The sequence below is a fragment of the Pseudomonas sp. E102 genome (genome assembly GCF_052660185.1).
In genome coordinates this window covers 3,309,314-3,331,640 of record NZ_CP084025.1, presented here as the reverse complement: position 1 = coordinate 3,331,640, position 22,327 = coordinate 3,309,314, and the positions used below count along the sequence as shown (strand labels likewise).

At 60.6% G+C, this 22,327-nt stretch carries 21 protein-coding genes; 8 read left to right on the top strand and 13 right to left on the bottom strand.

Annotation, left to right across the window (positions count from 1 at the left end):
- The first annotated feature begins 34 nt into the window (after positions 1-34).
- Positions 35-565 carry a hypothetical protein gene (locus tag DOCECA_RS15160; RefSeq protein WP_445570753.1) on the top strand — a complete coding sequence of 177 codons (531 nt, stop codon included), beginning with the start codon at positions 35-37 and terminating at the stop codon, positions 563-565.
- A gap of 71 nt (positions 566-636) precedes the next feature.
- Positions 637-828 carry a PLDc N-terminal domain-containing protein gene (locus DOCECA_RS15155; RefSeq protein WP_053149901.1) on the top strand — a complete coding sequence of 64 codons (192 nt, stop codon included), beginning with the start codon at positions 637-639 and terminating at the stop codon, positions 826-828.
- A 65-nt stretch (positions 829-893) separates the two neighbouring features.
- Here DOCECA_RS15155 and DOCECA_RS15150 read toward each other — a convergent pair whose 3' ends face one another.
- The 9 genes from DOCECA_RS15150 to gcl all read right to left on the bottom strand — a co-directional run bounded on the left by DOCECA_RS15150 (position 894) and on the right by gcl (position 11,824).
- A complete protein-coding gene (locus DOCECA_RS15150) occupies positions 894-2,093 on the bottom strand; it encodes an MFS transporter (RefSeq protein ID WP_434648610.1) in 1,200 nt (399 codons plus the stop codon).
- Positions 2,094-2,341: 248 nt separating this feature from the next.
- The gene (locus DOCECA_RS15145; protein WP_445570752.1) at positions 2,342-3,340 is read right to left on the bottom strand and encodes a sulfate ABC transporter substrate-binding protein; all 999 of its coding nucleotides are present in this window, start codon (positions 3,338-3,340) and stop codon (positions 2,342-2,344) included.
- 90 nt (positions 3,341-3,430) lie between these two features.
- Complete coding sequence (locus DOCECA_RS15140; protein WP_420766952.1) at positions 3,431-4,255, bottom strand: ion transporter; 825 nt, start codon at positions 4,253-4,255, stop codon at positions 3,431-3,433.
- A gap of 21 nt (positions 4,256-4,276) precedes the next feature.
- Complete coding sequence (locus tag DOCECA_RS15135; protein WP_445570751.1) at positions 4,277-5,179, bottom strand: urea transporter; 903 nt, start codon at positions 5,177-5,179, stop codon at positions 4,277-4,279.
- Positions 5,180-5,303: 124 nt separating this feature from the next.
- The gene (gene pyk, locus DOCECA_RS15130) at positions 5,304-6,719 is read right to left on the bottom strand and encodes a pyruvate kinase (protein WP_434648607.1); all 1,416 of its coding nucleotides are present in this window, start codon (positions 6,717-6,719) and stop codon (positions 5,304-5,306) included.
- Positions 6,709-7,989, bottom strand: a complete 1,281-nt coding sequence (locus DOCECA_RS15125; protein ID WP_434648605.1) for a glycerate kinase type-2 family protein — start codon at positions 7,987-7,989, stop codon at positions 6,709-6,711. Before DOCECA_RS15125 ends, pyk begins: the two co-directional genes overlap by 11 nt.
- A gap of 149 nt (positions 7,990-8,138) precedes the next feature.
- Entirely contained in the window at positions 8,139-9,029 is an 891-nt protein-coding gene (locus tag DOCECA_RS15120; RefSeq protein WP_420766948.1) for a 2-hydroxy-3-oxopropionate reductase, read from the bottom strand.
- A gap of 161 nt (positions 9,030-9,190) precedes the next feature.
- Complete coding sequence (hyi, locus tag DOCECA_RS15115) at positions 9,191-9,973, bottom strand: hydroxypyruvate isomerase (RefSeq protein WP_420766947.1); 783 nt, start codon at positions 9,971-9,973, stop codon at positions 9,191-9,193.
- Positions 9,974-10,048: 75 nt separating this feature from the next.
- Positions 10,049-11,824 carry a glyoxylate carboligase gene (gcl, locus tag DOCECA_RS15110; protein ID WP_434560083.1) on the bottom strand — a complete coding sequence of 592 codons (1,776 nt, stop codon included), beginning with the start codon at positions 11,822-11,824 and terminating at the stop codon, positions 10,049-10,051.
- Between the two features lie 267 nt (positions 11,825-12,091).
- On the opposite strand from gcl, the gene DOCECA_RS15105 reads away from it, so the two are divergent.
- Both DOCECA_RS15105 and DOCECA_RS15100 read left to right on the top strand, forming a co-directional pair.
- Positions 12,092-12,532: a GlcG/HbpS family heme-binding protein gene (locus DOCECA_RS15105; protein ID WP_420766945.1), complete on the top strand. Its 441-nt coding sequence runs from the start codon at positions 12,092-12,094 to the stop codon at positions 12,530-12,532.
- Between the two features lie 195 nt (positions 12,533-12,727).
- Complete coding sequence (locus DOCECA_RS15100; RefSeq protein WP_445570750.1) at positions 12,728-13,186, top strand: REP-associated tyrosine transposase; 459 nt, start codon at positions 12,728-12,730, stop codon at positions 13,184-13,186.
- 129 nt (positions 13,187-13,315) lie between these two features.
- Here the strand turns inward: DOCECA_RS15100 and DOCECA_RS15095 are convergent, their stop codons facing one another.
- Positions 13,316-13,921 (bottom strand): TetR/AcrR family transcriptional regulator, encoded by a 606-nt coding sequence (locus tag DOCECA_RS15095; protein WP_434648601.1) that lies wholly within the window; start codon positions 13,919-13,921, stop codon positions 13,316-13,318.
- Positions 13,922-14,052: 131 nt separating this feature from the next.
- Here DOCECA_RS15095 and DOCECA_RS15090 point away from each other — a divergent pair, with 131 nt between their 5' ends.
- Positions 14,053-14,967: a DUF808 domain-containing protein gene (locus tag DOCECA_RS15090; RefSeq protein ID WP_434648599.1), complete on the top strand. Its 915-nt coding sequence runs from the start codon at positions 14,053-14,055 to the stop codon at positions 14,965-14,967.
- Positions 14,968-15,099: 132 nt separating this feature from the next.
- Here the strand turns inward: DOCECA_RS15090 and DOCECA_RS15085 are convergent, their stop codons facing one another.
- On the bottom strand, positions 15,100-15,888 hold the full coding sequence (locus DOCECA_RS15085; protein ID WP_420766941.1) for an MlaA family lipoprotein: 789 nt from the start codon (positions 15,886-15,888) through the stop codon (positions 15,100-15,102).
- Positions 15,881-17,179: a serine/threonine protein kinase gene (locus DOCECA_RS15080; RefSeq protein WP_420766940.1), complete on the bottom strand. Its 1,299-nt coding sequence runs from the start codon at positions 17,177-17,179 to the stop codon at positions 15,881-15,883. Before DOCECA_RS15080 ends, DOCECA_RS15085 begins: the two co-directional genes overlap by 8 nt.
- A 427-nt stretch (positions 17,180-17,606) precedes the next feature.
- Here DOCECA_RS15080 and DOCECA_RS15075 point away from each other — a divergent pair, with 427 nt between their 5' ends.
- The 3 genes from DOCECA_RS15075 (at position 17,607) to DOCECA_RS15065 (ending at position 20,744) form a co-directional block, all read left to right on the top strand.
- Positions 17,607-18,461 carry a glycine betaine ABC transporter substrate-binding protein gene (locus DOCECA_RS15075; protein WP_420766939.1) on the top strand — a complete coding sequence of 285 codons (855 nt, stop codon included), beginning with the start codon at positions 17,607-17,609 and terminating at the stop codon, positions 18,459-18,461.
- Between the two features lie 316 nt (positions 18,462-18,777).
- A complete protein-coding gene (locus DOCECA_RS15070; protein WP_420766938.1) occupies positions 18,778-19,089 on the top strand; it encodes a DUF485 domain-containing protein in 312 nt (103 codons plus the stop codon).
- The gene (locus tag DOCECA_RS15065) at positions 19,086-20,744 is read left to right on the top strand and encodes a cation acetate symporter (protein WP_434607175.1); all 1,659 of its coding nucleotides are present in this window, start codon (positions 19,086-19,088) and stop codon (positions 20,742-20,744) included. The genes DOCECA_RS15070 and DOCECA_RS15065 overlap by 4 nt, the downstream gene beginning before the upstream one ends.
- A 277-nt stretch (positions 20,745-21,021) precedes the next feature.
- On the opposite strand, the gene gltA is transcribed toward DOCECA_RS15065, so the two are convergent.
- The gene (gene gltA, locus DOCECA_RS15060) at positions 21,022-22,311 is read right to left on the bottom strand and encodes a citrate synthase (RefSeq protein WP_003172803.1); all 1,290 of its coding nucleotides are present in this window, start codon (positions 22,309-22,311) and stop codon (positions 21,022-21,024) included.
- Positions 22,312-22,327 lie beyond the last annotated feature (16 nt).

Genomic DNA, 22,327 nt, shown 5'->3' with positions numbered 1-22,327 from the left:
GCCCGAAAAAAACACATCGCCACAGGATCCGCCCATGAAAGCCGTACTCATCGAACTCATCAGCAAAATCAGCTCCGGCTGCCTGGGCGAGGCGGACATCGAGAAGATTGCCGATGAGGCGGCCCAGGCCTACGCCGACCCGGTGGCGTTCCTGGCGGCCAACCCGGACATCAATTACGACGACACTTTCCTCATCGCGCTGGGCGAGTGGGTGGTGGTGGGCAGCTTGCCCGATACCGTGTTGTTCCAGGCGGATACCTACGTCGAGTTGTTCGAGCAGATCGTCGCCTCGTTCGGCCCCGGCGTCGCGTTCAACCTCAAGCCCAAGCAACTGGCCAAGACTGAAGCCCTGACCGCACTCAACCGCATCCAGATCCAGATGAGCAGCCTGAACAAGGAAAACGGTGGCTACGTGCTGATGAATTTCAGCCAGTTGCTCGACGATGAATTGCAGATGGTGCTGGTGTACGGCAACGACGTGCCGCGCGTGCTGGAGTTGTGCGCCGAGGTGGGCATCGCCGCGGCACCGTCCTTGGAAGCGCTCAAGGTCGCGGTTCACGTCTGAAGCAATAAAACGGAACCCTTGCCCAGGGGCCGCTATCCTAAATGGGCATATCACCATTCGGGAGCGACACCATGGGTTCCACTTTCAACGGCCTGATTGGCCTGATTATCCTGGCGCTCGATATCTGGGCGATCATCAACGTACTCAAGAGTGGCGCGGGCACCGGGGCGAAAGTCCTTTGGGTACTGCTGATCCTGCTGCTGCCGGTGTTGGGCCTGATCATCTGGGCGATTGCCGGGCCGCGTGGCAACGTGCGGGTCTGACCGCCCGATAAAAAAAATGCCCGACAGGTCATGACCTGTCGGGCATTTTTATTTGCGCGCCGTTATCAGGCTGTCGCCAACGAGGCCTTCTGCGAAGCGCTCAAGAAACGCAGCAAAGCCAGCAGCGGGAAGGCGCTGCCGACGATCACCACCCACAGCCAGCCGCCGTGTTCGTAGACCGCACTGGCGATGGACGAACCGAACGCACCGCCGACGAAGATGCTGGTCATGTACAGCGCGTTCAGTCGGCTGCGACTTTTGGCGTCGAGGGCGTAGATGGTGCGTTGGCCCAGGACCATGTTCATCTGTACGCAGAAATCCAGGACCACGCCGGTCACCGCCAGGCCAATCACGCTGTAGGCCGGGTGAATGAAGGCGGGCAGGAAACTCAAGCTGGCGAACAGCATCGCCAGCAGCGAAGCGACGCGGGTGTGACCGGCATCCGCTAGGCGCCCGGCTATGGGTGCGGCTATGGCACCGATGGCGCCGACCAGGGCGAACAAGGCGATGTCCGTCTGGGTGAGACCATGGTTGCGCGCCAGCTCCAAGGGCGCGGCGGTCCAGAACAGGCTGAACGTGGCGAACATGCAAGCCTGGTAGAACGCCCGTTGACGCAACTGCGGTTGTTGGCGCAACAAGGTGCCGAGCGATCCCAGCAGCTGGCCGTAGGAAGCGCTGTGATCGGGCTGGCGCTTGGGCACGGTCAGCGCCAGGACGATGCTGATGGCCGCCATCAGCACGGCGGCGATCATGAACATCGCCCGCCAGCCGAAATGATCGGCGACGACGCTGGAGATCGGCCGCGCCAGCAGAATTCCAAGCAACAGGCCGCCCATGATCCCACCGACAACCCGTCCCCGGGATTCCTCGGGTGCCAGGTGCGCTGCCAGTGGAATCAGCACTTGCACCGAGACAGAACTGAAGCCAACCAGTAGCGAGACCAGCAGGAACACATTCGGCTGATCGGTGAAGGCCGCACCCAGTAGGCTGGCTATCGCGACCACGGTGGTGAGGATCATCAAGCGCCGGTTTTCCAGCAGATCGCCCAATGGCACCAGGAAAAACAGGCCCAGGGCATAACCGATCTGGGTCAGCGAGACGATCAGGCTGGCCATGGTGCTGGACAGGCCGACGTCGGGAGCGATCAGTTCGATGATGGGTTGGGCGTAGTAGATGTTGGCGACGATGGCGCCGCAGCAGAAGGCGAACAGCAGGACCATGCCGCGGGTCAGGGTGACGCCGGGCGAGGAGGGATGAGCACTCATGGCAATCTCGTCGATCGATTGAAAGGATGGCGTGAGGCTAAAGACTTGCAGGGCTCTGGAACAGGCTTTGCGGCTGATATCAGTCATGCCCGGGATTAATGATGGCCATCAAATTCCTGTGGGAGCGAGCTTGCTCGCGATAGCGGCTGCTTATTCAGCATCGTTGATGCAGACAGACCGTATCGCGAGCAAGCTCGCTCCCACAGGGTGGGGCTTGGCTGACAGGCGGTGTTTATGTGAGTCGAGTCTTACTGTCCGCTATAGATCTGATCGAAAACCCCACCGTCATTGAAGTGAGTCTTCTGCACGGTGCGCCAGTCACCGAAAGTTTTTTCCACCGACAGGAAATCAACTTTCGGGAAGCGGTCGGTGTATTTGGCCAGCACGGCCGGATCCCGCGGACGCAGGTAGTTGGCGGCGGCAATTTTCTGGCCTTCGGGTGACCACAGGTATTTGAGGTACGCCTCGGCGGCTTCGCGGGAGCCTTTTTTCTCGACCACTTTATCCACGACGCTCACTGGCGGCTCGGCTTCGGCGGACACGCTTGGGTAGACCACTTCGAACTGGTCGCGGCCAAACTCGCGGGCGATCATTTCCGCTTCGTTTTCAAAGGTCACTAACACGTCGCCAATCTGGTTGGTCATGAAGGTCGTCGTCGCGGCGCGGCCGCCGGTGTCCAGCACGGGGGCTTGTTTGAACAGCTTGCCGACGAAATCCTTGGCCTTGTTCTCGTCGCCGCCGTTCTTGAGCACGTAACCCCACGCCGACAGGTAGGTGTAGCGACCATTGCCGGAGGTTTTCGGGTTGGGCACGATCACCTGCACGCCGTCCTTGAGCAGATCAGGCCAATCCTTGAGCGCTTTCGGGTTGCCCTTGCGCACGATGAAGACCGTGGCCGAGGTGAACGGCGCGCTGTTGTTCGGCAAACGAGTGACCCAGTTTTCCGGAACCAGCTTGCCGTTGTCCGCCAAGGCATTGATGTCGGTGGCCATGTTCATGGTGATGACATCCGCAGGCAGCCCATCGATCACCGAACGCGCCTGCTTGCTGGAGCCGCCGAAGGACATCTGCACGGTGATGTTCTCTTTGTGCTCGGCTTGCCAGTGCTTCTGGAACGCAGCGTTGTAGTCCTTGTAGAAATCGCGCATCACGTCGTAGGAAACGTTCAGCAGGGTTGGGGCGGCGTTGGCCAGGCTGCCGAAGGTCAGGCCGGCGGCGAGAAGGGAGGCGCCAAAGAAGTTCTTCACTGCGAATTCCTTTTTATAGGGGGAGGCGGGCGAGTAGCCAGCACACTAATGGCAAGTCTATAGGCCTTCAAGAATTTAAAAGTGCTTTGCTTATTCCGTTTTCTTGAAAAGTGCATTACCGCAACGAGAGCAGAAAGCAGCGCCATGTTCATGGTTGTTTTTGCTGCACACCGGGCAATCGTGCTTGAGCTGGTCGCCCCGCATGGCCGTGGCGAGTTCAGCCGTGAAAATACCCGTGGGCACGGCGATGATCGAGTAACCGGTGATCATCACCAGTGACGACACCACTTGGCCCAGGGGTGTCTTGGGCACGATGTCGCCAAATCCTACGGTGGTCAATGTCACGATAGCCCAATAGATGCCCTTGGGAATGCTGGTGAAACCGTGCTCGGGGCCCTCGATGACGTACATCAGCGTGCCGAATACGGTCACTAGGGTCGAGACGCTGACGAGGAACACGATGATCTTCTGCTTGCTGCCCCGTAGCGCCGCCATCAGGTAGTTGGCTTGCTTGAGGTACGGGCTGAGCTTGAGCACCCGAAAGATCCGCAGCATGCGGATGATCCGCACGATCAACAGGTATTGGGCATCGCTGTAGTACAGCGCCAGGATCCCCGGCACGATTGCCAGCAGGTCCACCAATCCATAGAAACTGAACGCATAGCGCAGCGGTTTCGGCGAGCAGTACAGGCGCAGGACGTACTCGACGAGAAAGATGAAGGTAAAGCCCCATTCGATGTAGGCCAGCAGGGCCGCGTAGTTCTTGTGCACGCTGTCGATGCTGTCGAGCATCACGATCACCAGGCTGGCAAGGATGATCAGCAGCAGCGTACTGTCGAAGCGCCGGCCGGCCACGGTGTCGGTCTGGAAAATGATCACATAGAGGCGTTCACGCCAGTTGTTGCTGCTGTCCATAACCTTCGCCTGAATCGATGATCAGCGAAGCCTAGGGCGATTGCCCCGCAGAGCGCAAGGCTCGTTATCAAGGATGGTCTGGTGCCAGAGCCGCTCTGTTGAGTGAACCAGCCAGCAGGCGAGGATGAATGGCGCTGTCAGTGGGGCCAGGCCCAGGGCGGCGAAGCCCGGCGTGAGAAAGACCGCCAATAAAATGCCCGTCAGCGGCTTCCATGGTCCACGGGCCCGTTGACCCAGGGCCACGGCCACCAGCGCCGGGTTATAGCCGCCCAATCCGGACAGGGCGAGGCTACTGTCGTGTTGTAGCCAGGCGAACCCAAGGCCGACGACGGAGCCGAACAGTGCCCAGCCAGCGGCGCGGCGATTGGCGATCAACAGGCCGATCGCGACCAGCGCTCCGGCCAACGGGTGGTCGAGAAACATGACCTGGCCCAGCCCGATCAAAGGGGCCGTCAACAGATCGGGTAACGTCATGTCCAGCACCGCGGGTGAGGGCGATGGCGGGGGGAAACCCAGCAACAACCAGCCCATCCCCACGAAGGGCGCGGTGTAGGCGGGCAAGCAGCGAGGGCCGGTGGTTCGCTTGAGCCATTGTTGGGTCAGCATCGCACCGAGGCCGCCACCGGCGATGATCAACGGTGGCAGCAACACCGACCACGGCAGGGCCAGGCTCAACAGCAATCCCAGCAGGATGCCGTTGTAGCTGAAGAGGCCAGCTTGTCGATCTTCCTTGGTATAGCCGCGTCGTTGCGCCGTCAGCAATCCAGCCACGCCGCCCAGCAGCGCACCGCCGAGCAAGGTGGGTGCGGTGAGCAGGATGGCCAACAGGCACAGCAAGCCGCACAGCGGATGGCGCTGGAGGAAAATCTGGCTGAAGCCGTTGAGCAGGGCGGTGGCCCAGTCGGGGCAGTGGGGGTTGGGCATGATAGGTGATGTCAGATGGACCGAGTCGCCTTCATCGCGAGCAAGCTCGCTCCCACAGGGGGTTTGTGATCGCCGCAAATCCAGTGTGGGAGCGAGCTTGCTCGCGATAGGGCCAGTTCAGACGCTAGAGCAGCGTCTCAATGCGCAACGAGTTGGTCGACCCCGGCTGCCCGAACGGCACGCCCGCCGTGATCAGCAAGGTGTCGCCACGCTGGGCCATGCCTTGGGCCTGGGCGATTTCCAGCGCCGTGGAACACACTTCATCCACCTGCCGCAGCCGATCGTTGACCACCGAATGCACGCCCCAGGCCAAGGTCAGGCGGCGAGCGGCCTGCAGGTTCGGCGTGAGGTTGAGGATCGGCACTGTCGGCCGTTCCCGTGCGGCCCGCAGGCTGGAGCTGCCCGACTCGCTGTAATTCACCAACACCGCCACCGGCAGGACGTTGCTGACCCGGCGAATCGCGCAACTGATGGCGTCCGACACAGTCGCCTCGGCTTTCGGCCGGCTGACGTCCAGTTGCGCCTGGTAGTCGGGGCCGTTTTCCACCTGGCGGATGATCTTGCTCATCATCTTCACGGCTTCGAGGGGGTAATCGCCAGAGGCGGTTTCCGCCGACAGCATCACCGCATCGGCACCTTCGGCCACGGCGTTGGCAACGTCGGTGACTTCGGCGCGGGTCGGCGCCGGGGAGAACCGCATCGACTCCAGCATCTGCGTGGCCACCACCACCGGTTTGCCCAGGGCACGGCAGACGCCGATGATGTTTTTCTGGATCTGCGGCACGCTCTCGGCCGGCACCTCGACGCCGAGATCACCACGGGCCACCATGATCGCGTCGCTCAGTTCGGCAATCTCTTGCAATTGGGTGACAGCCGAGGGTTTCTCGATCTTGGCCATCAGGAACGCCTTGTCGCCAATCAGCGCGCGGGCTTCGCGGATGTCCTCGGGGCGCTGCACGAACGACAGCGCCACCCAGTCCACGCCCAGCTCCAGGCCGAAGCTCAAGTCGCGGCGGTCCTTGGCGGTCAGCGGGCTCAGGTCAAGCACCGCCTGGGGCACGTTCACGCCCTTGCGGTCCGAGAGTTCGCCGCCGTTGAGCACCTCGGTGTCGATGGCGTCGGCATGCTGGGTGGTTACCCGCAGGCGCAGCTTGCCGTCGTCCAGCAACAAGTCCATGCCAGGCTTCAACGCCGCGATAATCTCTGGGTGGGGCAGGTTCACCCGGCGTTGATCGCCCGGCGTCGGGTCCAGGTCCAGTCGAAGGGCCTGGCCCCGTTGCAGCAGCACCTTGCCTTCGGCGAATTTGCCGACCCGCAGTTTCGGGCCCTGCAAGTCCATCAGGATGCCCAGCGGATAATTGAGCTGCTGCTCGACTTCGCGAATCCACTCATAGCGCTGGGCGTGGTCGGCGTGATCACCGTGGCTGAAGTTCAGGCGAAAGATGTTCACACCGGCCTGCACCAGTTCGCGGATGTCATCGATGCCACGGGTGGCAGGGCCGAGGGTCGCGAGGATCTTGACCTTTTTATCAGGCGTCATTTTTTGGGGTCTCGAGGATCAGGATGGCGCGAAAGTCGTTCACGTTGGTGCGGGTCGGTTCGGTGACGATCAGCGCGTCCAACGCGGCGAAGTAGCCGTAGCCGTTATTGTTGTCCAACTCGTCGCTGGCGTTGAGGCCCAGCTCGGCGGCGCGGCGATAACTGTCAGGCGTCATGAGGGCGCCGGCATTGTCCTCGGAGCCGTCGATGCCATCGGTGTCGCCGGCCAGCGCATAGATGCCGGGATGGCCCTTGAGGCTGTCGGTCAGGCTCAGCAGGAATTCGGCGTTGCGCCCGCCACGGCCGTTGCCGCGCACGGTGACGGTGGTTTCGCCGCCGGAAAGGATCACGCACGGCGCCGCCAACGGTTGGCCGTGCAGGGCGATTTGCCGGGCGATGCCGGCATGGACCTTTGCCACCTCCCGGGATTCGCCTTCCAGGTCACCGAGGATCAATGGGCTGAAACCAGCCTGGCGCGCCTTCACGGCTGCGGCTTCCAAGGATTGCTGGGGGCGAGCGATCAGTTGGAAATGACTGCGTGCCAGGCTTGGGTCTCCGGGTTTGACGGTTTCCGATTCCGGGTTTTGCAGCCAGGTGCGTACCGAGGCCGGTACTTCAATGTTGTAGCGCTTGAGAATCGCCAGGGCATCGGCCGAGGTGCTGGGGTCGGCCACGGTGGGGCCGGACGCGATGACCGTGGCGAGATCGCCGGGCACATCGGAAATCGCATAGGTGTACACCGTCGCCGGCCAGCAGGCCTTGCCCAGGCGTCCGCCTTTGATGGCCGAGAGGTGTTTGCGCACGCAATTCATCTCACCAATGGTGGCGCCGGATTTGAGCAAGGCTTTGTTGATCGATTGTTTGTCGGCCAGGGTGATGCCGGCCGCTGGCAAGGCCAGCAACGCCGAGCCCCCGCCGGACAGCAGGAAAATCACCCGGTCGTCTTCATTGAGGTTGCTGACGAGTTCGAGCACCCGTCCGGCCACTTCTAGGCCCGCGGCGTCCGGCACCGGGTGAGCGGCTTCGACCACTTCGATTTTCTGGCAGGGCGCGCCATGGCCGTAGCGGGTCACCACCAGGCCGCTGACCTCGCCTTGCCAGCAACGCTCGACCACTTGCGCCATGGCCGCCGCCGCCTTACCGGCCCCGATGACGATCACTCGGCCGCTGCGGTCGCTGGGCAGGTATTGTTCGAGGACTTGCTGCGGATGAGCCGCGTCGATGGCTGTGGCAAACAGCTCGCGCAGCAGTTGTTGCGGATCGACCGACATGGCGGGCTCCCGAGATTCTTGTTATTTGAGGGCAACGCAGACTCCTGTGGGAGCGAGCTTGCTCGCGATGGCTATTTCAGAACCAACAATGATGCTGACTGAACGACCGCTATCGCGAGCAAGCTCGCTCCCACAGGGTTATTTGAGTGTCAGTTGTCGCGAATCGAGAAATTCGCCATATGCTCCAGCCCTTTGATCAACGCCGAGTGGTCCCAGTTGCTGCCGCCGATGGCCGCGCAGGTGCTGAACACTTGCTGGGCGTTGGCGGTGTTGGGCAGGTTGATGTTCAGTTCCTTGGCGCCTTGCAGGGCCAGGTTCAGGTCCTTCTGGTGCAGGCTGATGCGGAAGCCCGGGTCGAAAGTGCCCTTGATCATGCGCTCGCCATGGACTTCGAGGATCTTCGACGAAGCGAAACCACCCATCAGCGCTTCACGGACCTTGGCGGGGTCGGCACCGTTTTTCGAGGCGAACAACAGGGCTTCGGCCACGGCCTGGATGTTCAGGGCAACGATGATCTGATTCGCCACTTTGGCGGTCTGGCCGTCGCCGTTGCCACCGACCAGGGTGATGTTCTTGCCCATGGCCTGGAACAGCGGCAGGGCTCGTTCGAAGGCAGCGTTGTCGCCACCGACCATGATGCTGAGGGTCGCGGCCTTGGCGCCGACTTCGCCGCCAGACACCGGGGCGTCAAGGTACTGCGCGCCCCTTTCATTGATTTTCGCCGCGAAGGTCTTGGTGGCGGTCGGCGAGATCGAGCTCATGTCGATCACTACCTTGCCCGCACCCACGCCGGCCGCGACGCCATCGGCGCGAAACAGCACGTCCTCGACCTGTGGCGTGTCCGGGACCATGACGATGATGAATTCGGCTTCCTGGGCGACTTCCCGAGGATTGGCCAATGCCACCGCGCCACCGGCCACGAGATCGGCCGGGGCGGCGTCGTGGTGTTGGGTCAGGAACAGGCTGTGACCGGCTTTTTGCAGGTTGAGAGCCATTGGGTGGCCCATGATGCCGGTGCCGATGAATCCGATTTTAGCCATGAGAAAAATCCTCTCTTATTAAAGTGCCCACGGACTCTGTGGCGAGGGAGCTTGCTCCCGCTGGGCCGCGAAGCGGCCCCAGAAATCCATCGGTGAAAAAACATGCGTCTGCTTCGCAGCCGAGCGGGAGCAAGCGCCCTCGCCACACAAGCTCTCGCCAGTCAGATTGCGTTATGGGTTTTCAGCCAGCCCAGTCCCGCTTCGGTAGTGGACAGCGGCTTGTATTCGCAGCCGATCCAACCCTGGTAGCCGATGCGATCCAGGTGTTCGAACAGGAAGCGGTAGTTGATCTCGCCGGTGCCCGGCTCGTTGCGGCCCGGGTTGTCCGCCAATTGCACATGGTTGATCTCGCCCAGGTGCGCCGACAGGGTCCTGGCCAGGTCGCCTTCCATGATTTGCATGTGGTAGATGTCGTATTGCAGGAACAGATTGGCGCTGCCCACCTGCTCGCGGATCGACAGGGCCTGGGCCGTGTTGTTCAGGTAGAAGCCCGGGATGTCGCGGGTATTGATGGCTTCCATGACCAACTTGATGCCTTCGCCTTGCAGCTTTTCGGCGGCGTATTTGAGATTGGCGACGAAGGTTTTTTCCGCCAGTGCCTCGTCGCACTTCTGTGGACGAATCCCGGCCAGGCAATTGACCTGGGTATTGCCCAACACTTTTGCGTAAGCGATCGCCAGGTCGACCCCGGCGCGGAACTCTTCGACTCGGTCCGGCAGGCAAGCAATGCCGCGCTCACCGTCGGCCCAATTGCCGGCCGGCAGGTTGAACAGCACCTGGGTCAGGCCGTTGGCGTCGAGCAGGGCCTTGAGTTCGGCAGAGCTGTAATCGTAGGGGAACAGGTATTCGACTCCACTGAAACCGGCCTTGGCGGCCGCTTCGAAACGGGCGAGAAAATCCTGTTCGGTGAACAGCATGGACAGGTTGGCGGCGAAACGCGGCATGGTTGTCTCCTGTGGATAGTTGGCAGGCCCCCTTGTGGGAGCGAGGTTGCTCGCTCCCACAAGGGGGCCACTCGGTCAGTCGAGCAATGAGATGGCCGTAGGTGCATCGTTGCCTACCAGCGCCAGGTCTTCAAATTCATTGACGGCGTTGATCTCGGTGCCCATGGAAATGTTGGTCACGCGTTCCAGAATGATCTCGACGATCACCGGCACCTTGAATTCCTCAATCATTTCCTGAGCCTTGCGCAGTGCCGGCTGGATGCCAGACGGTTCGAACACTCGCAGAGCCTTGCAGCCCAGGCCTTCAGCGACGGCGATGTGGTCAACGCCATAGCCGTTGAGTTCCGGGGCATTGAGGTTGTCGAACGACAGCTGCACGCAGTAGTCCATGTCGAAACCGCGCTGGGCCTGGCGGATCAAGCCCAGGTAGGAATTGTTCACCACGACATGGATGTACGGCAGCTTGAACTGCGCGCCCACCGCCAATTCTTCGATCATGAACTGGAAATCATAGTCGCCCGACAGCGCTACGACTTTGCGGTTCGGATCGGCCTTGACCACTCCCAGGGCGGCTGGGATGGTCCAGCCCAAGGGACCGGCCTGGCCGCAGTTGATCCAATGGCGTGGCTTGTAGACGTGAAGAAACTGCGCCCCGGCGATCTGCGACAGGCCGATGGTGCTGACGTAGCAGGTGTCCTTGCCGAACACCTGGTTCATTTCCTCGTAGACACGCTGCGGCTTGACCGGCACGTTGTCGAAGTGGGTCTTGCGTTGCAGGCTGGCCTTGCGTTGCTGGCAGTCCTGCAGCCAGGCGGTGCGGTTCTTCAGCTTGCCGGCCGCTTGCCATTCACGGGCCACCTCGATAAACACAGTCAGGGCCGAAGCGGCGTCGGAGACGATGCCCAGGTCGGGGGTGAATACACGGCCGATCTGGGTGGGTTCGATGTCGACGTGAATGAACGTGCGGCCTTCGGTGTAGACATCCACCGAACCGGTGTGACGGTTGGCCCAGCGGTTGCCGACGCCCAGCACGACGTCAGACTTGAGCAACGTAGCGTTGCCATAGCGATGCGAGGTCTGCAGGCCGACCATGCCGACCATCAACGGGTGATCGTCGGGGATGGTGCCCCAGCCCATCAACGTGGGAATGACCGGGATGCCGGTCAGCTCGGCGAATTCCACCAGGAGGTCGCTGGCATCGGCGTTGATGATGCCGCCACCGGCCACCAGCAAGGGGCGCTCGGCCTGATTGAGCATTGCCAGGGCTTTCTCGATCTGCACGCGGTTGGCCGCGGGTTTGGCCAGGGGCAGCGGCTGGTAGGCGTCGATGTCGAATTCGATCTCGGCCATCTGTACGTCGAACGGCAGGTCGATCAGCACCGGGCCGGGACGGCCGGAGCGCATTTCATAAAAAGCCTTCTGGAAGGCATAGGGCACCTGGCCGGGTTCCAGGACAGTGGTGGCCCACTTGGTCACTGGCTTGACGATGCTGGTGATATCCACAGCCTGGAAGTCTTCCTTGTGCATCCGGGCGCGGGGCGCTTGTCCGGTGATGCACAGGATCGGAATCGAGTCGGCCGACGCGCTGTAGAGGCCGGTCACCATGTCCGTACCAGCCGGGCCCGAGGTGCCGATGCACACGCCGATGTTGCCGGCCTTAGTCCGGGTGTAGCCCTCGGCCATGTGCGAGGCACCTTCAACGTGGCGAGCAAGGACGTGATCGATGCCACCCACCTTCTGCAGGGCGGAGTACAGCGGGTTGATCGCAGCACCCGGGATGCCGAAGGCGGTGTCCACGCCTTCACGGCGCATCACCAGAACGGCGGCTTCGATTGCTCTCATTTTGCTCATTATTTTGTGCCTCTTACGTTTTGTAATTGTATACAAGTGGCTGTGCGAAGAGTTTATTCACGGCGGATGGCGCAGGTCAATCCCTTTCCTCAAGCAGCTGTTTCATTCGTCGGCCTAGCTGGTTTATAGCGGCTCTTTGCTGAATAAGGTTGGTTTGCGGAAATTATTGTATACAAAAACATAACGTGTTGTGTTCTATTTGTGGGGTTCGGTTTTGCTGCAAAGTGAAGCCCGAGGCTTTCCCATGACAAAAGAAGGACAGCACCCATGAGCGCTCTGACTTTGAAAATCGCCCTCGACCTGGCTGGGCAAGCCCTTGCCATCGGTCGTGAAATAAGCGCCGCACCCCTGACCGTCGCGGTCCTGGACAGCGGCGGGCACCTGGTTGCCTTGCAACGCGAAGACGGCGCCAGCCTGCTTCGCCCGCAGATCGCCATCGGCAAGGCCTGGGGGGCCATCGCCCTGGGCAAAGGCTCGCGGCTTCTCGCCCAGGACGCCCAGCAACGCCCAGCGTTCTTTGCCGCTTTGAATGGCTTGGGCCAAAGCAACATCGTGCCGGCCCCGGGCGGGGTGTTGATCAGGGATCAGGCCGGGAAGGTGCTGGGGGCGATGGGAATCAGCGGGGATGTTTCGGATGTGGACGAGCAGGTGGCGGTGAAGGCGGTGGAGGCTTCGGCGTTGAAAGCGGATGCCGGGATGGTTGCTTGATGATGGGGTGAATGGACCGGCGCCATCGCGAGCAGGGTTTGATGTTGGACACATTATTTATGAACCTGCAAATCCCCTGTGGGAGCGAGCTTGCTCGCGATGGCGATCCTGCAGACACATCCAGCTAAAAGTTTGCCCGGCATTCAACGTACGCTGGCCTACCCTTTAGTGACTTGATCATTGGAGAGGCAAGGAATGCCTGGTTTACCTGCTTCACATCGCTTGCGCACCGGTCGCTACGGTGAGTTGAATCGAATCTATTTGCTGACTACTAACACCGCTGAACGAAAGCCTGTTTTCCAAAATTTTGCCTTAGGCCGACTGGTCGTTAAACAGTTTCGGTGCGCTCAGGATAAAAAATGGGCGAAGACATTGGCTTGGGTCGTCATGCCTGATCATTTCCATTGGCTGGTTCAATTGCAGCAAAGCTCGTTGCAGCAATTGATGCAAAAAACCAAGTCCTTGAGTGCTCAGGCAGTGAACAGGGCCACAGAGTCCAGGGGCAGCCTTTGGCAGCCGGGCTACCATGATCGGGCACTGCGGCGGGAGGAAGAGTTGATAATTATGGCCCGTTATGTGGTCGCAAATCCGCTGCGGGCAGGGCTGGTGAAAAGGCTTGGTGACTATCCGCTCTGGGATGCCATTTGGCTTTGACTGGAAATCGAGTTGCGTTCATCGCGAGCAAGCTCGCTCCCACAGGGCTTGATGTTGGTCACACAAAGTCTGAATACCGAAAATCCCGTGTGGGAGCGAGCTTGCTCGCGATGAGGGCAGCTCGGTCTATCAGTTCAGCTCACACCCCTTCAAAACCAACCGGATAATCGTCTGCGCCGCCGCTTCGTAATCCGCTTCATCCAGCTTGGCCTTGCCGGTCACGGCGCTGATCTGCCAGTCGAAATCGGCGTAGGTCTGGGTGGCGGCCCAGATGCTGAACATCAGGTGGTTGGGGTCGAGGGGGGCGATCTGGCCGCGGTCGATCCAGGTCTGGATGCAATCGATGTTGTGCCGGGCCTGGGCGTTGAGCTGTTCCACCAGGTCCGCGCTCAGGTGCGGGGCGCCGTGCATGATTTCGCTGGCGAAGACTTTCGAGGCGAAGGGCAGGTCGCGTGAGATACGGATCTTGGAGCGGATGTAGTGGCTCAGCACTTCGCCCGGCTCGCCATCGGCGTTGAACGGTGTCGAGGCTTGGAGGATGGGTTCGATGATGCTTTCCAGGACCTCGCGATAGAGGTTTTCCTTGGACTTGAAATAGTAGTAGACGTTGGGTTTGGGCAGGCCCGCCTTGGCCGCGATGTCGCTGGTTTTGGTCGCGGCGAAGCCCTTGTCGGCAAATTCTTCGCTGGCGGCACGCAGGATCAGTTCTTTGTTGCGCTCGCGGATAGTGCTCATAAACCCTGGGTTTCCTTGCCGGTTCTGGCGGTTGCGCATGGTAGCACCGGCCTCGCGCGACGCTCAAGAATGCCCCTAGGATGCGTGGCTCGCGCTATGCTTCGCAGCATTATTTGTTCAAGGAGCCCCCCATGGCTGGAAGCAGTTTGCTGGTTTTGATCGACGACATCGCTACCGTGCTCGACGATGTGGCATTGATGACCAAGATGGCCGCCAAGAAAACCGCCGGCGTGCTGGGCGATGACCTGGCGCTCAATGCCCAGCAGGTGTCAGGCGTGCGTGCCGAGCGGGAGCTGCCAGTGGTCTGGGCGGTGGCGAAGGGATCCTTTATCAACAAGCTGATCCTGGTGCCGTCGGCGCTGGCCATCAGTGCCTTCGTCCCTTGGCTGGTGACGCCGCTGTTGATGGTCGGCGGCGCCTACCTGTGTTTCGAAGGGTTCGAAAAACTCGCCCACAAATTCCTTCACAGCAAGTCCGAGGACCAGGCCGAGCACGCGCAACTGGTCGAGGCGGTGGCGGATCCAGCGGTCGATCTGGTCGCCTTCGAAAAGGACAAGATCAAGGGCGCGGTGCGTACCGACTTCATCCTCTCGGCGGAGATCATCGCCATTACTCTCGGCACTGTTGCCAATGCGCCGTTGACCCAGCAGGTGATCGTGCTGTCGGGCATCGCCATTGTCATGACCGTCGGCGTCTACGGCCTGGTGGCGGGAATCGTCAAGCTCGATGACCTGGGCTTGTGGCTGACCCAGAAGCCAGGGCAGGCCGCCAAGAGCATTGGCGGGGCGATCCTGCGCGCAGCGCCTTACATGATGAAAAGCCTGTCGGTGATCGGCACGGCAGCGATGTTCCTGGTGGGCGGCGGCATCCTCACCCATGGCGTGCCGGCGGTGCATCACTGGATCGAAGGCGTTGCCGCGAGTGCCGGTGGCGCCGGGTTCATCGTGCCAATGCTGCTCAATGCGGTGGCGGGAATTGTCGCGGGGGCGATGGTGTTGGCGGGTGTGCTCGTCGTGGGCAAAATCTGGAAAGCGCTGAAAGGCTGAGTCTGCCAACGCATTACAACTGTGGGAGCGAGCTTGCTCGCGATGACGGTCTGACATCCAACATTAATGTTGCCTGACAGACTGCTATCGCGAGCAAGCTCGCTCCTACAGTGGTTTTGCGGTCTCCGAACGTTACTCGGCGATCTGCAACTTCCGCGACTCGGTATACACGTACCGCACCTTTTCATACTCGAACGGCGAATTCAGCTGGCCGTAGCGGAAGCTCGTCTGGTAGCGCCTGTCCACGCCGCGCAGCAACAACAGTTCCGGGTGGTTGGAGCTGACCTCCGACACGTTGAGGAAGTTGATCGCCGATTCCGCCGTGTAGTCCACCAACAAGCCCGACGTGTCGCGCAGGTTCGAAGGGCCGAAAATCGGCAGCACGAAATACGCGCCGCCCGGTACGCCGTAGAAGCCAAGGGTCTGGCCGAAGTCTTCGCTCTGGCGCGGCAGGCCCATGGCGGTGGCCGGGTCCCACAGGCCGGCGATGCCGACGGTGGTGTTGAGTAGCAGCCGCGCCGTGGTTTCCATCGAACGCTTGCCCTTGAATTGCAGCAGGCTGTTCATCAGGTTCGGCACGTCCCCCAGGTTATTGAAGAAATTGCTGACCCCGGTGCGCACAAAGCTTGGGGTGATGTAACGATAGCCGTCGACCACGGGCAGGAACACCCACTGGTCGAAGCGGTAATTGAAGTGGTAGACGCGTCGGTTCCAGGATTCCAATGGGTCGTAGACGTTCAGCGCGTTGAGCGTCGAGCGTTCGAATTCCCGTTGATCCAGGCCCGGGTTGAACTTGAGTTTGGTCAGCGGCTCCTTGAAGCCGTCCGAGTCCACCACCACAGGCGCGTCGGCCTTGCTGTTATCGGCGTGGACCATGCCCGCGCTCATTAACGCGGCGATCAGCAGGAGGTATTTAGCCACGGAAGAACTCCAGCATGGCGTCGCTGTTGACGCGATAGTTAAGGTTGCCGCAATGGCCGCCCAGCGGGTAGACCGTCAGGCGATCACCAAAGGTCTTGCGCAGGAAGCCCAGGTCACCCGGGCCGAGGATCACATCGTCGGCGTTGTGCATGACCGCGATCTTCGGGCTGGCCTGCAAGTAATCCTTCAGTGCATAGAGACTGACCTGGTCAACCAGTTGCAGCAGGCTGCCGCCGTCAGTGCGTGCTCGCCACATCGGGATCACCTGCTCGGTGAGATAACAATCGAAGTCGCATTGCAGCGCGCGCTTGAGGAATGGCGTCAGGCTGGTGCTCTCGGTGATCGGAAACTTGGGCGGGGTGATGAGGCCGCGACGATTGATCAAATCCGAAGTGAAGGCGATGTCGGCCGCCGAGAAACGGAACGACGTGCCGATCAGCATCGCCATCTGCTCGTTGCTCAAGTGCTGCTTGGACTGCTGAAAATCGTAGAGCAGCGCATCGTTGAGGTCGATGTAGCCTTTTTGCTGGAAGTAGCGGGTCAGCTTGTTCAGGACCAGTTCATAGAACGTGGTGGTGCTGTTGATGCCCTTGACCTCGGTCTGGACCAGCTTGTCCAGGTTGGTGATCGAGGTATAGAGGTTCACCGGTGGGTTGAGCAGCAGCACTTTCTTGAAGTTGAAGCTGCGTCGGGTTTCGTCCAGGTGCGCGACGAACGCTGCGTCCAGTGCGCCGAGGCTGTAGCCGGTCAGGTAGTACTCGGTCACGGGCACTTTTGGATTTTGCGCGCGCACGGCCTGCATCACTCGATACATGTCTTCGGCATCTTCCTTGGTGATGCCCGGTGTGGCGAAGCGCGAAGCGGCGCTCATGAAGTCGAAGCTGGTGGGCGAAGACAGCTGCACCACGTGGTAACCGGCCTTGTAATAGAGGCGCTTGAGGTATTCGTTGAGCGTGCTGTCATACCGCGCGCCGGTGCCGGCGATCAGGAAGATCAGCGGCGCCGGTTTGTCCTGGGTGGCCATGCGGTAGGTGAGGCTTTTCACCGGCCAGAAATTGTCCGGCAGGATGAACTCCCGTTCGGGGCGCAGGGTGACGTTGTAGTCCGCCTGGTCGATGTCTTCGTTCAGCGGCAGTTCCGGTCTAAGGTCTGGCGGCGTTGTCGCGATCGTCGCCTCGAACGGGTTGGTCAGGGGGTAGCCATAGCTGGCGGCGTCGACATCCACCGCCAGCGCGGACGCACTCAGGATAAGGCCGCCGAGGAGGGCAGCGAAGCGCAAGGAACGGAGCATGACTGGATCCCTTAGAGGAAGGTGCCGAATGAGGTTCGCAGCCTATGACCATCGAAGTGAAGCCAAGTGCCATGACGGCTGCAAAACAAGCGCGTGCGAGGCGCGACAGTAGCGGGACAATACACGTTGGAGCGTGGAGGCGGCTAGTGGAGCCGCCAGCTTCCTGGTACTGGCATGCAAAGTTTGGGCGAAAATGACCCTGCTAAACCGGTTAGATGGGTTGCTGGCTTTCTGATGTCGTTTCTCGCTGCTTCGGCGTCGCAGACAGAGCAGGTTCCAGATCGGCGCAGGTTGATGATCAGTCGGTCAGTACTCCACTGGCGTTCGGAGCGGTTTGCAGGCGAGCGTGATGGGGGCGCTGGGCACCATAACAATACGTTGAAGCCGCTCGGCATCCGCCGGGCGCAGCACTTTCGGGGAAGTAACGATGAAGATGCGACGACTCTTGGGCGCAGGTGCCGCACTGGTACTGGCGATCAGCTCCACCTTGGCCAGCGCCGAAACCAAAACCCTGAGCATTGGCTACGTTGACGGTTGGTCCGACAGCGTTGCGACCACTCACGTGGCCGCCGAAGTGATCAAGCAAAAACTTGGCTACGATGTGAAGTTGCAGGCTGTCGCGACCGGGATCATGTGGCAGGGCGTTGCCACCGGCAAGCTCGATGCGATGCTGTCGGCCTGGCTGCCCGTGACCCATGGCGATTACTGGACGAAGAACAAAGACCAGGTCGTCGACTACGGTCCCAACTTCAAGGACGCGAAGATCGGCCTGATCGTACCGGAGTATGTCAAGGCCAAGTCGCTCGAAGACCTGAAGACCGATGACTCCTTCAAGAAGCGCATCGTTGGCATCGACGCCGGTTCAGGCGTAATGCTCAAGACCGACCAGGCCATCAAGGACTACGACCTGACCGGCTATCAACTCAAGGCCAGTTCCGGCGCCGGCATGATCGCCGAGCTGACCCGTGCCGAGAAAAAGAACGAGTCCATCGCCGTCACCGGTTGGGTGCCGCACTGGATGTTCGCCAAGTGGAAACTGCGCTTCCTGGACGACCCGAAAGGCGTCTACGGCGCGGCTGAAACCGTGAACAGCATCGGCAGCAAGGAATTGGGCACCAAGGCGCCAGAAGTGGCCGAATTCCTGAAGAAGTTCCAGTGGGCCTCGAAAGACGAAATCGGCGAAGTCATGCTGGCGATCCAGGAAGGCGCCAAGCCGGACGCCGCCGCCAAGGATTGGGTCGCCAAGCACCCGGACCGCGTGAAGGAGTGGACCGGCAAGTAATCGGCCTGGTTTGACTGTTCCAAAAGCCGCATGACGTTGTGTCATGCGGCTTTTTTGTGCCCGCGATTCCTGGATTCTCCTCAAAACACTGTGGGAGCGAGCTTGCTCGCGATGACGACGCAACATTCAACAGAGATGCAAGCAGACACACCGCTATCGCGAGCAAGCTCGCTCCCACAGGAGGGTGAGTATGGAAATGTGCGGAAAACTGGCGCAACCGTCATGTCGTTCTAATACTAAGGTCGTCTGGAATCTGGCCTTCAGCCGCATAGAGTAGAGCGGTACCAAATAAATCTGTGCTGCGAGGATAAAAACAATGAACGACAGCATTTACCTCTCGATTCAAAACAGCCCGCGCTTCAAGGAGCTGGTGAAAAAGCGAGAGAAGTTCGCCTGGATTCTCTCGGCGATCATGCTAGGGCTGTATTCCGGCTTCATTCTTCTGATCGCCTATGGGCCGCATATTCTCGGGGCCAAGATGTCGCCCGAGTCGACCATCACCTGGGGTATCCCTATCGGGATTGGCTTGATTCTGTCGGCCTTCGTTCTGACCGGCATCTACGTGCGACGCGCCAACGGCGAATTCGACGACCTGAACAATGCGATTCTCAAGGAGGCTCAGCAATGATCCGGCGTCTACTGGCTCTTTTGAGCATTGCAGCATTTGCACCGGGTGCCTGGGCGGCTGACGCCCTGACCGGCGCCGTGCAGAGACAACCCCTCAACGTCCCGGCTATCTTGATGTTCGTGGCCTTCGTGGGCGCGACCCTGTACATCACCTACTGGGCTTCCAAGAAAAACAACTCGGCGGCCGACTACTATGCGGCCGGCGGCAAGATCACCGGCTTTCAGAACGGCCTGGCGATTGCGGGCGACTACATGTCGGCGGCGTCCTTCCTTGGGATTTCCGCGCTGGTATTCACCTCCGGCTACGATGGCCTGATCTACTCCATCGGCTTCCTGGTGGGCTGGCCAATCATCCTGTTCCTGATCGCCGAGCGCCTGCGTAACCTGGGTAAATACACCTTTGCCGACGTGGCGTCCTATCGCCTCGGGCAAACCCAGATCCGCACCTTGTCCGCCAGCGGCTCGCTGGTGGTGGTGGCGTTCTACCTGATCGCGCAAATGGTCGGTGCCGGCAAGCTGATCCAGCTGCTGTTCGGCCTGGACTACCACGTTGCGGTGATCCTGGTCGGCATCCTGATGTGCCTCTATGTACTGTTCGGCGGCATGCTGGCGACGACCTGGGTGCAGATCATCAAGGCGGTGCTGTTGCTGTCGGGTGCGTCGTTCATGGCCCTGATGGTGATGAAGCACGTCAACTTCGATTTCAACATGCTCTTCGCCGAAGCGGTCAAGGTTCACCCTAAAGGCGAGGCGATCATGAGCCCCGGCGGCTTGGTGAAGGATCCGATCTCGGCCTTCTCCCTTGGCCTGGCGCTGATGTTCGGTACCGCTGGCCTGCCGCACATCCTGATGCGCTTCTTCACCGTGAGCGACGCCAAGGAAGCTCGCAAGAGCGTGCTGTATGCCACTGGCTTCATCGGCTACTTCTACATCCTGACCTTCATCATCGGCTTCGGCGCGATCCTGCTGGTCAGCACCAACCCGGCCTTCAAGGACGCGGCAGGTGCCTTGCTGGGCGGCAACAACATGGCGGCGGTGCACCTGTCCAACGCGGTTGGCGGCAGCATCTTCCTGGGCTTCATTTCGGCGGTGGCGTTCGCGACCATCCTGGCGGTGGTAGCGGGCCTGACCCTGGCCGGTGCTTCGGCGGTGTCCCATGACCTGTATGCCAGCGTGATCAAGAAGGGCAAGGCCAACGAGAAGGACGAGATTCGCGTCTCGAAGATCACCACCATTGCCCTGGCAGTGCTGGCGATCGGCCTGGGCATCCTGTTCGAGAAGCAAAACATCGCGTTCATGGTGGGCCTGGCGTTCTCCATCGCGGCAAGCTGCAACTTCCCGGTGCTGCTGCTTTCGATGTACTGGAAGAAGCTGACCACCCGTGGCGCCATGGTCGGTGGCTGGCTGGGCCTGATCAGTGCCGTGGGCCTGATGGTGCTCGGCCCGACCATCTGGGTACAGATCATGGGTCACGAGAAGGCGATCTTCCCGTACGAATACCCTGCGCTGTTCTCGATGATCATCGCGTTCGTTGGCATCTGGTTCTTCTCCGTTACCGACAAGTCGGCCGAAGGCGTCAACGAGCGGGCGCTGTTCTTCCCGCAGTTCGTGCGTTCGCAGACTGGCCTGGGGGCGAGTGGGGCGGTGAACCACTGATGCAGAGGTAAGTGCTTGAAGAAATACCCCGGTCGAGAGGCTGGGGTATTTTTTTGTGTAAGGTTTATGGAAGGCAGGCCTGCCCCCATCGCGAGCAAGCTCGCTCCCACACTGGAGCACGTTCATCCTATGAGAGCGAGCTTGCTCGCGATGGCGCCGGGTCTGCCAATGCAGTTACCGGATCAGATTAAAAGAGGCATAAACAAAACAGCCCCCGCTCTTATATAAGAAGCGGGGGCTGTTTCAGTGCAGCTTGGGACCTATCGCAAGGCAGGTCTTACTTGCGGTCTTCCAGCTTGGTGATGTCACGCGACTCGTAGCCGGTGTACAGCTGGCGTGGGCGGCCGATCTTGTACGGGCTGGAGAGCATTTCCTTCCAGTGAGAGATCCAGCCCACGGTCCGCGCCAGGGCGAAGATCACGGTGAACATGCTGGTTGGAATGCCGATCGCCTTGAGGATGATCCCCGAGTAGAAGTCGACGTTCGGGTACAGCGAGCGCTCGATGAAGTACGGGTCGGTCAGGGCGATCTCTTCCAGGCGCATGGCCAGTTCGAGTTGCGGATCGTTCTTGATCCCCAGTTCCTTGAGCACTTCGTCGCAGGTCTGCTTCATGACGGTGGCGCGTGGGTCGCGGTTCTTGTAGACCCGGTGACCGAAGCCCATCAGCTTGAACGGGTCGTTCTTGTCCTTGGCCTTGGCGATGAACTTGTCGATGTTGGAGACATCGCCGATTTCATCGAGCATGGTCAGTACCGCTTCGTTGGCACCGCCGTGGGCAGGGCCCCAGAGCGCGGCGATACCGGCGGCGATACAGGCGAACGGGTTGGCACCCGACGAACCGGCCAGGCGCACGGTGGACGTGGAGGCGTTCTGCTCGTGGTCGGCGTGGAGGATGAAGATCCGGTCCATGGCCTTGGCGAGCACCGGGCTGATCGGTTTGATCTCGCACGGGGTGTTGAACATCATATGCAGGAAGTTCTCTGCATAGGTCAGGTCGTTGCGCGGGTACATCATGGGCTGGCCCATGGAGTACTTGTAGACCATGGCTGCCAGGGTCGGCATCTTCGCCACCAGGCGGATCGCGGAGATTTCGCGATGCTGGGGGTTATTGATGTCCAGGGAGTCGTGGTAGAAGGCCGAGAGGGCACCGACAACGCCGCACATGACGGCCATCGGGTGGGCATCGCGACGGAAGCCGTTGAAGAAGGTCTTCAACTGTTCATGAACCATGGTGTGGTTCTTCACGGTGCTGACGAACTGGGCCTTTTGCTCTGCGGTCGGCAATTCGCCGTTGAGCAGCAGGTAGCAGGTTTCCAGGTAGTCCGATTTTTCAGCCAGTTGCTCGATCGGGTAGCCGCGGTGCAGCAGGATGCCGTTGTCGCCGTCGATATAGGTGATTTTCGATTCGCACGAGGCGGTCGACATGAAACCTGGGTCAAAGGTGAAACGGCCCGTGGCCGTCAGGCCCCGTACGTCGATTACATCGGGACCAACGGTGCCGGTTAAAATGGGCAGCTCGACGGGGGCTGCGCCCTCGATGATCAACTGCGCTTTTTTGTCAGCCATGTGGCCTCCTATTAAT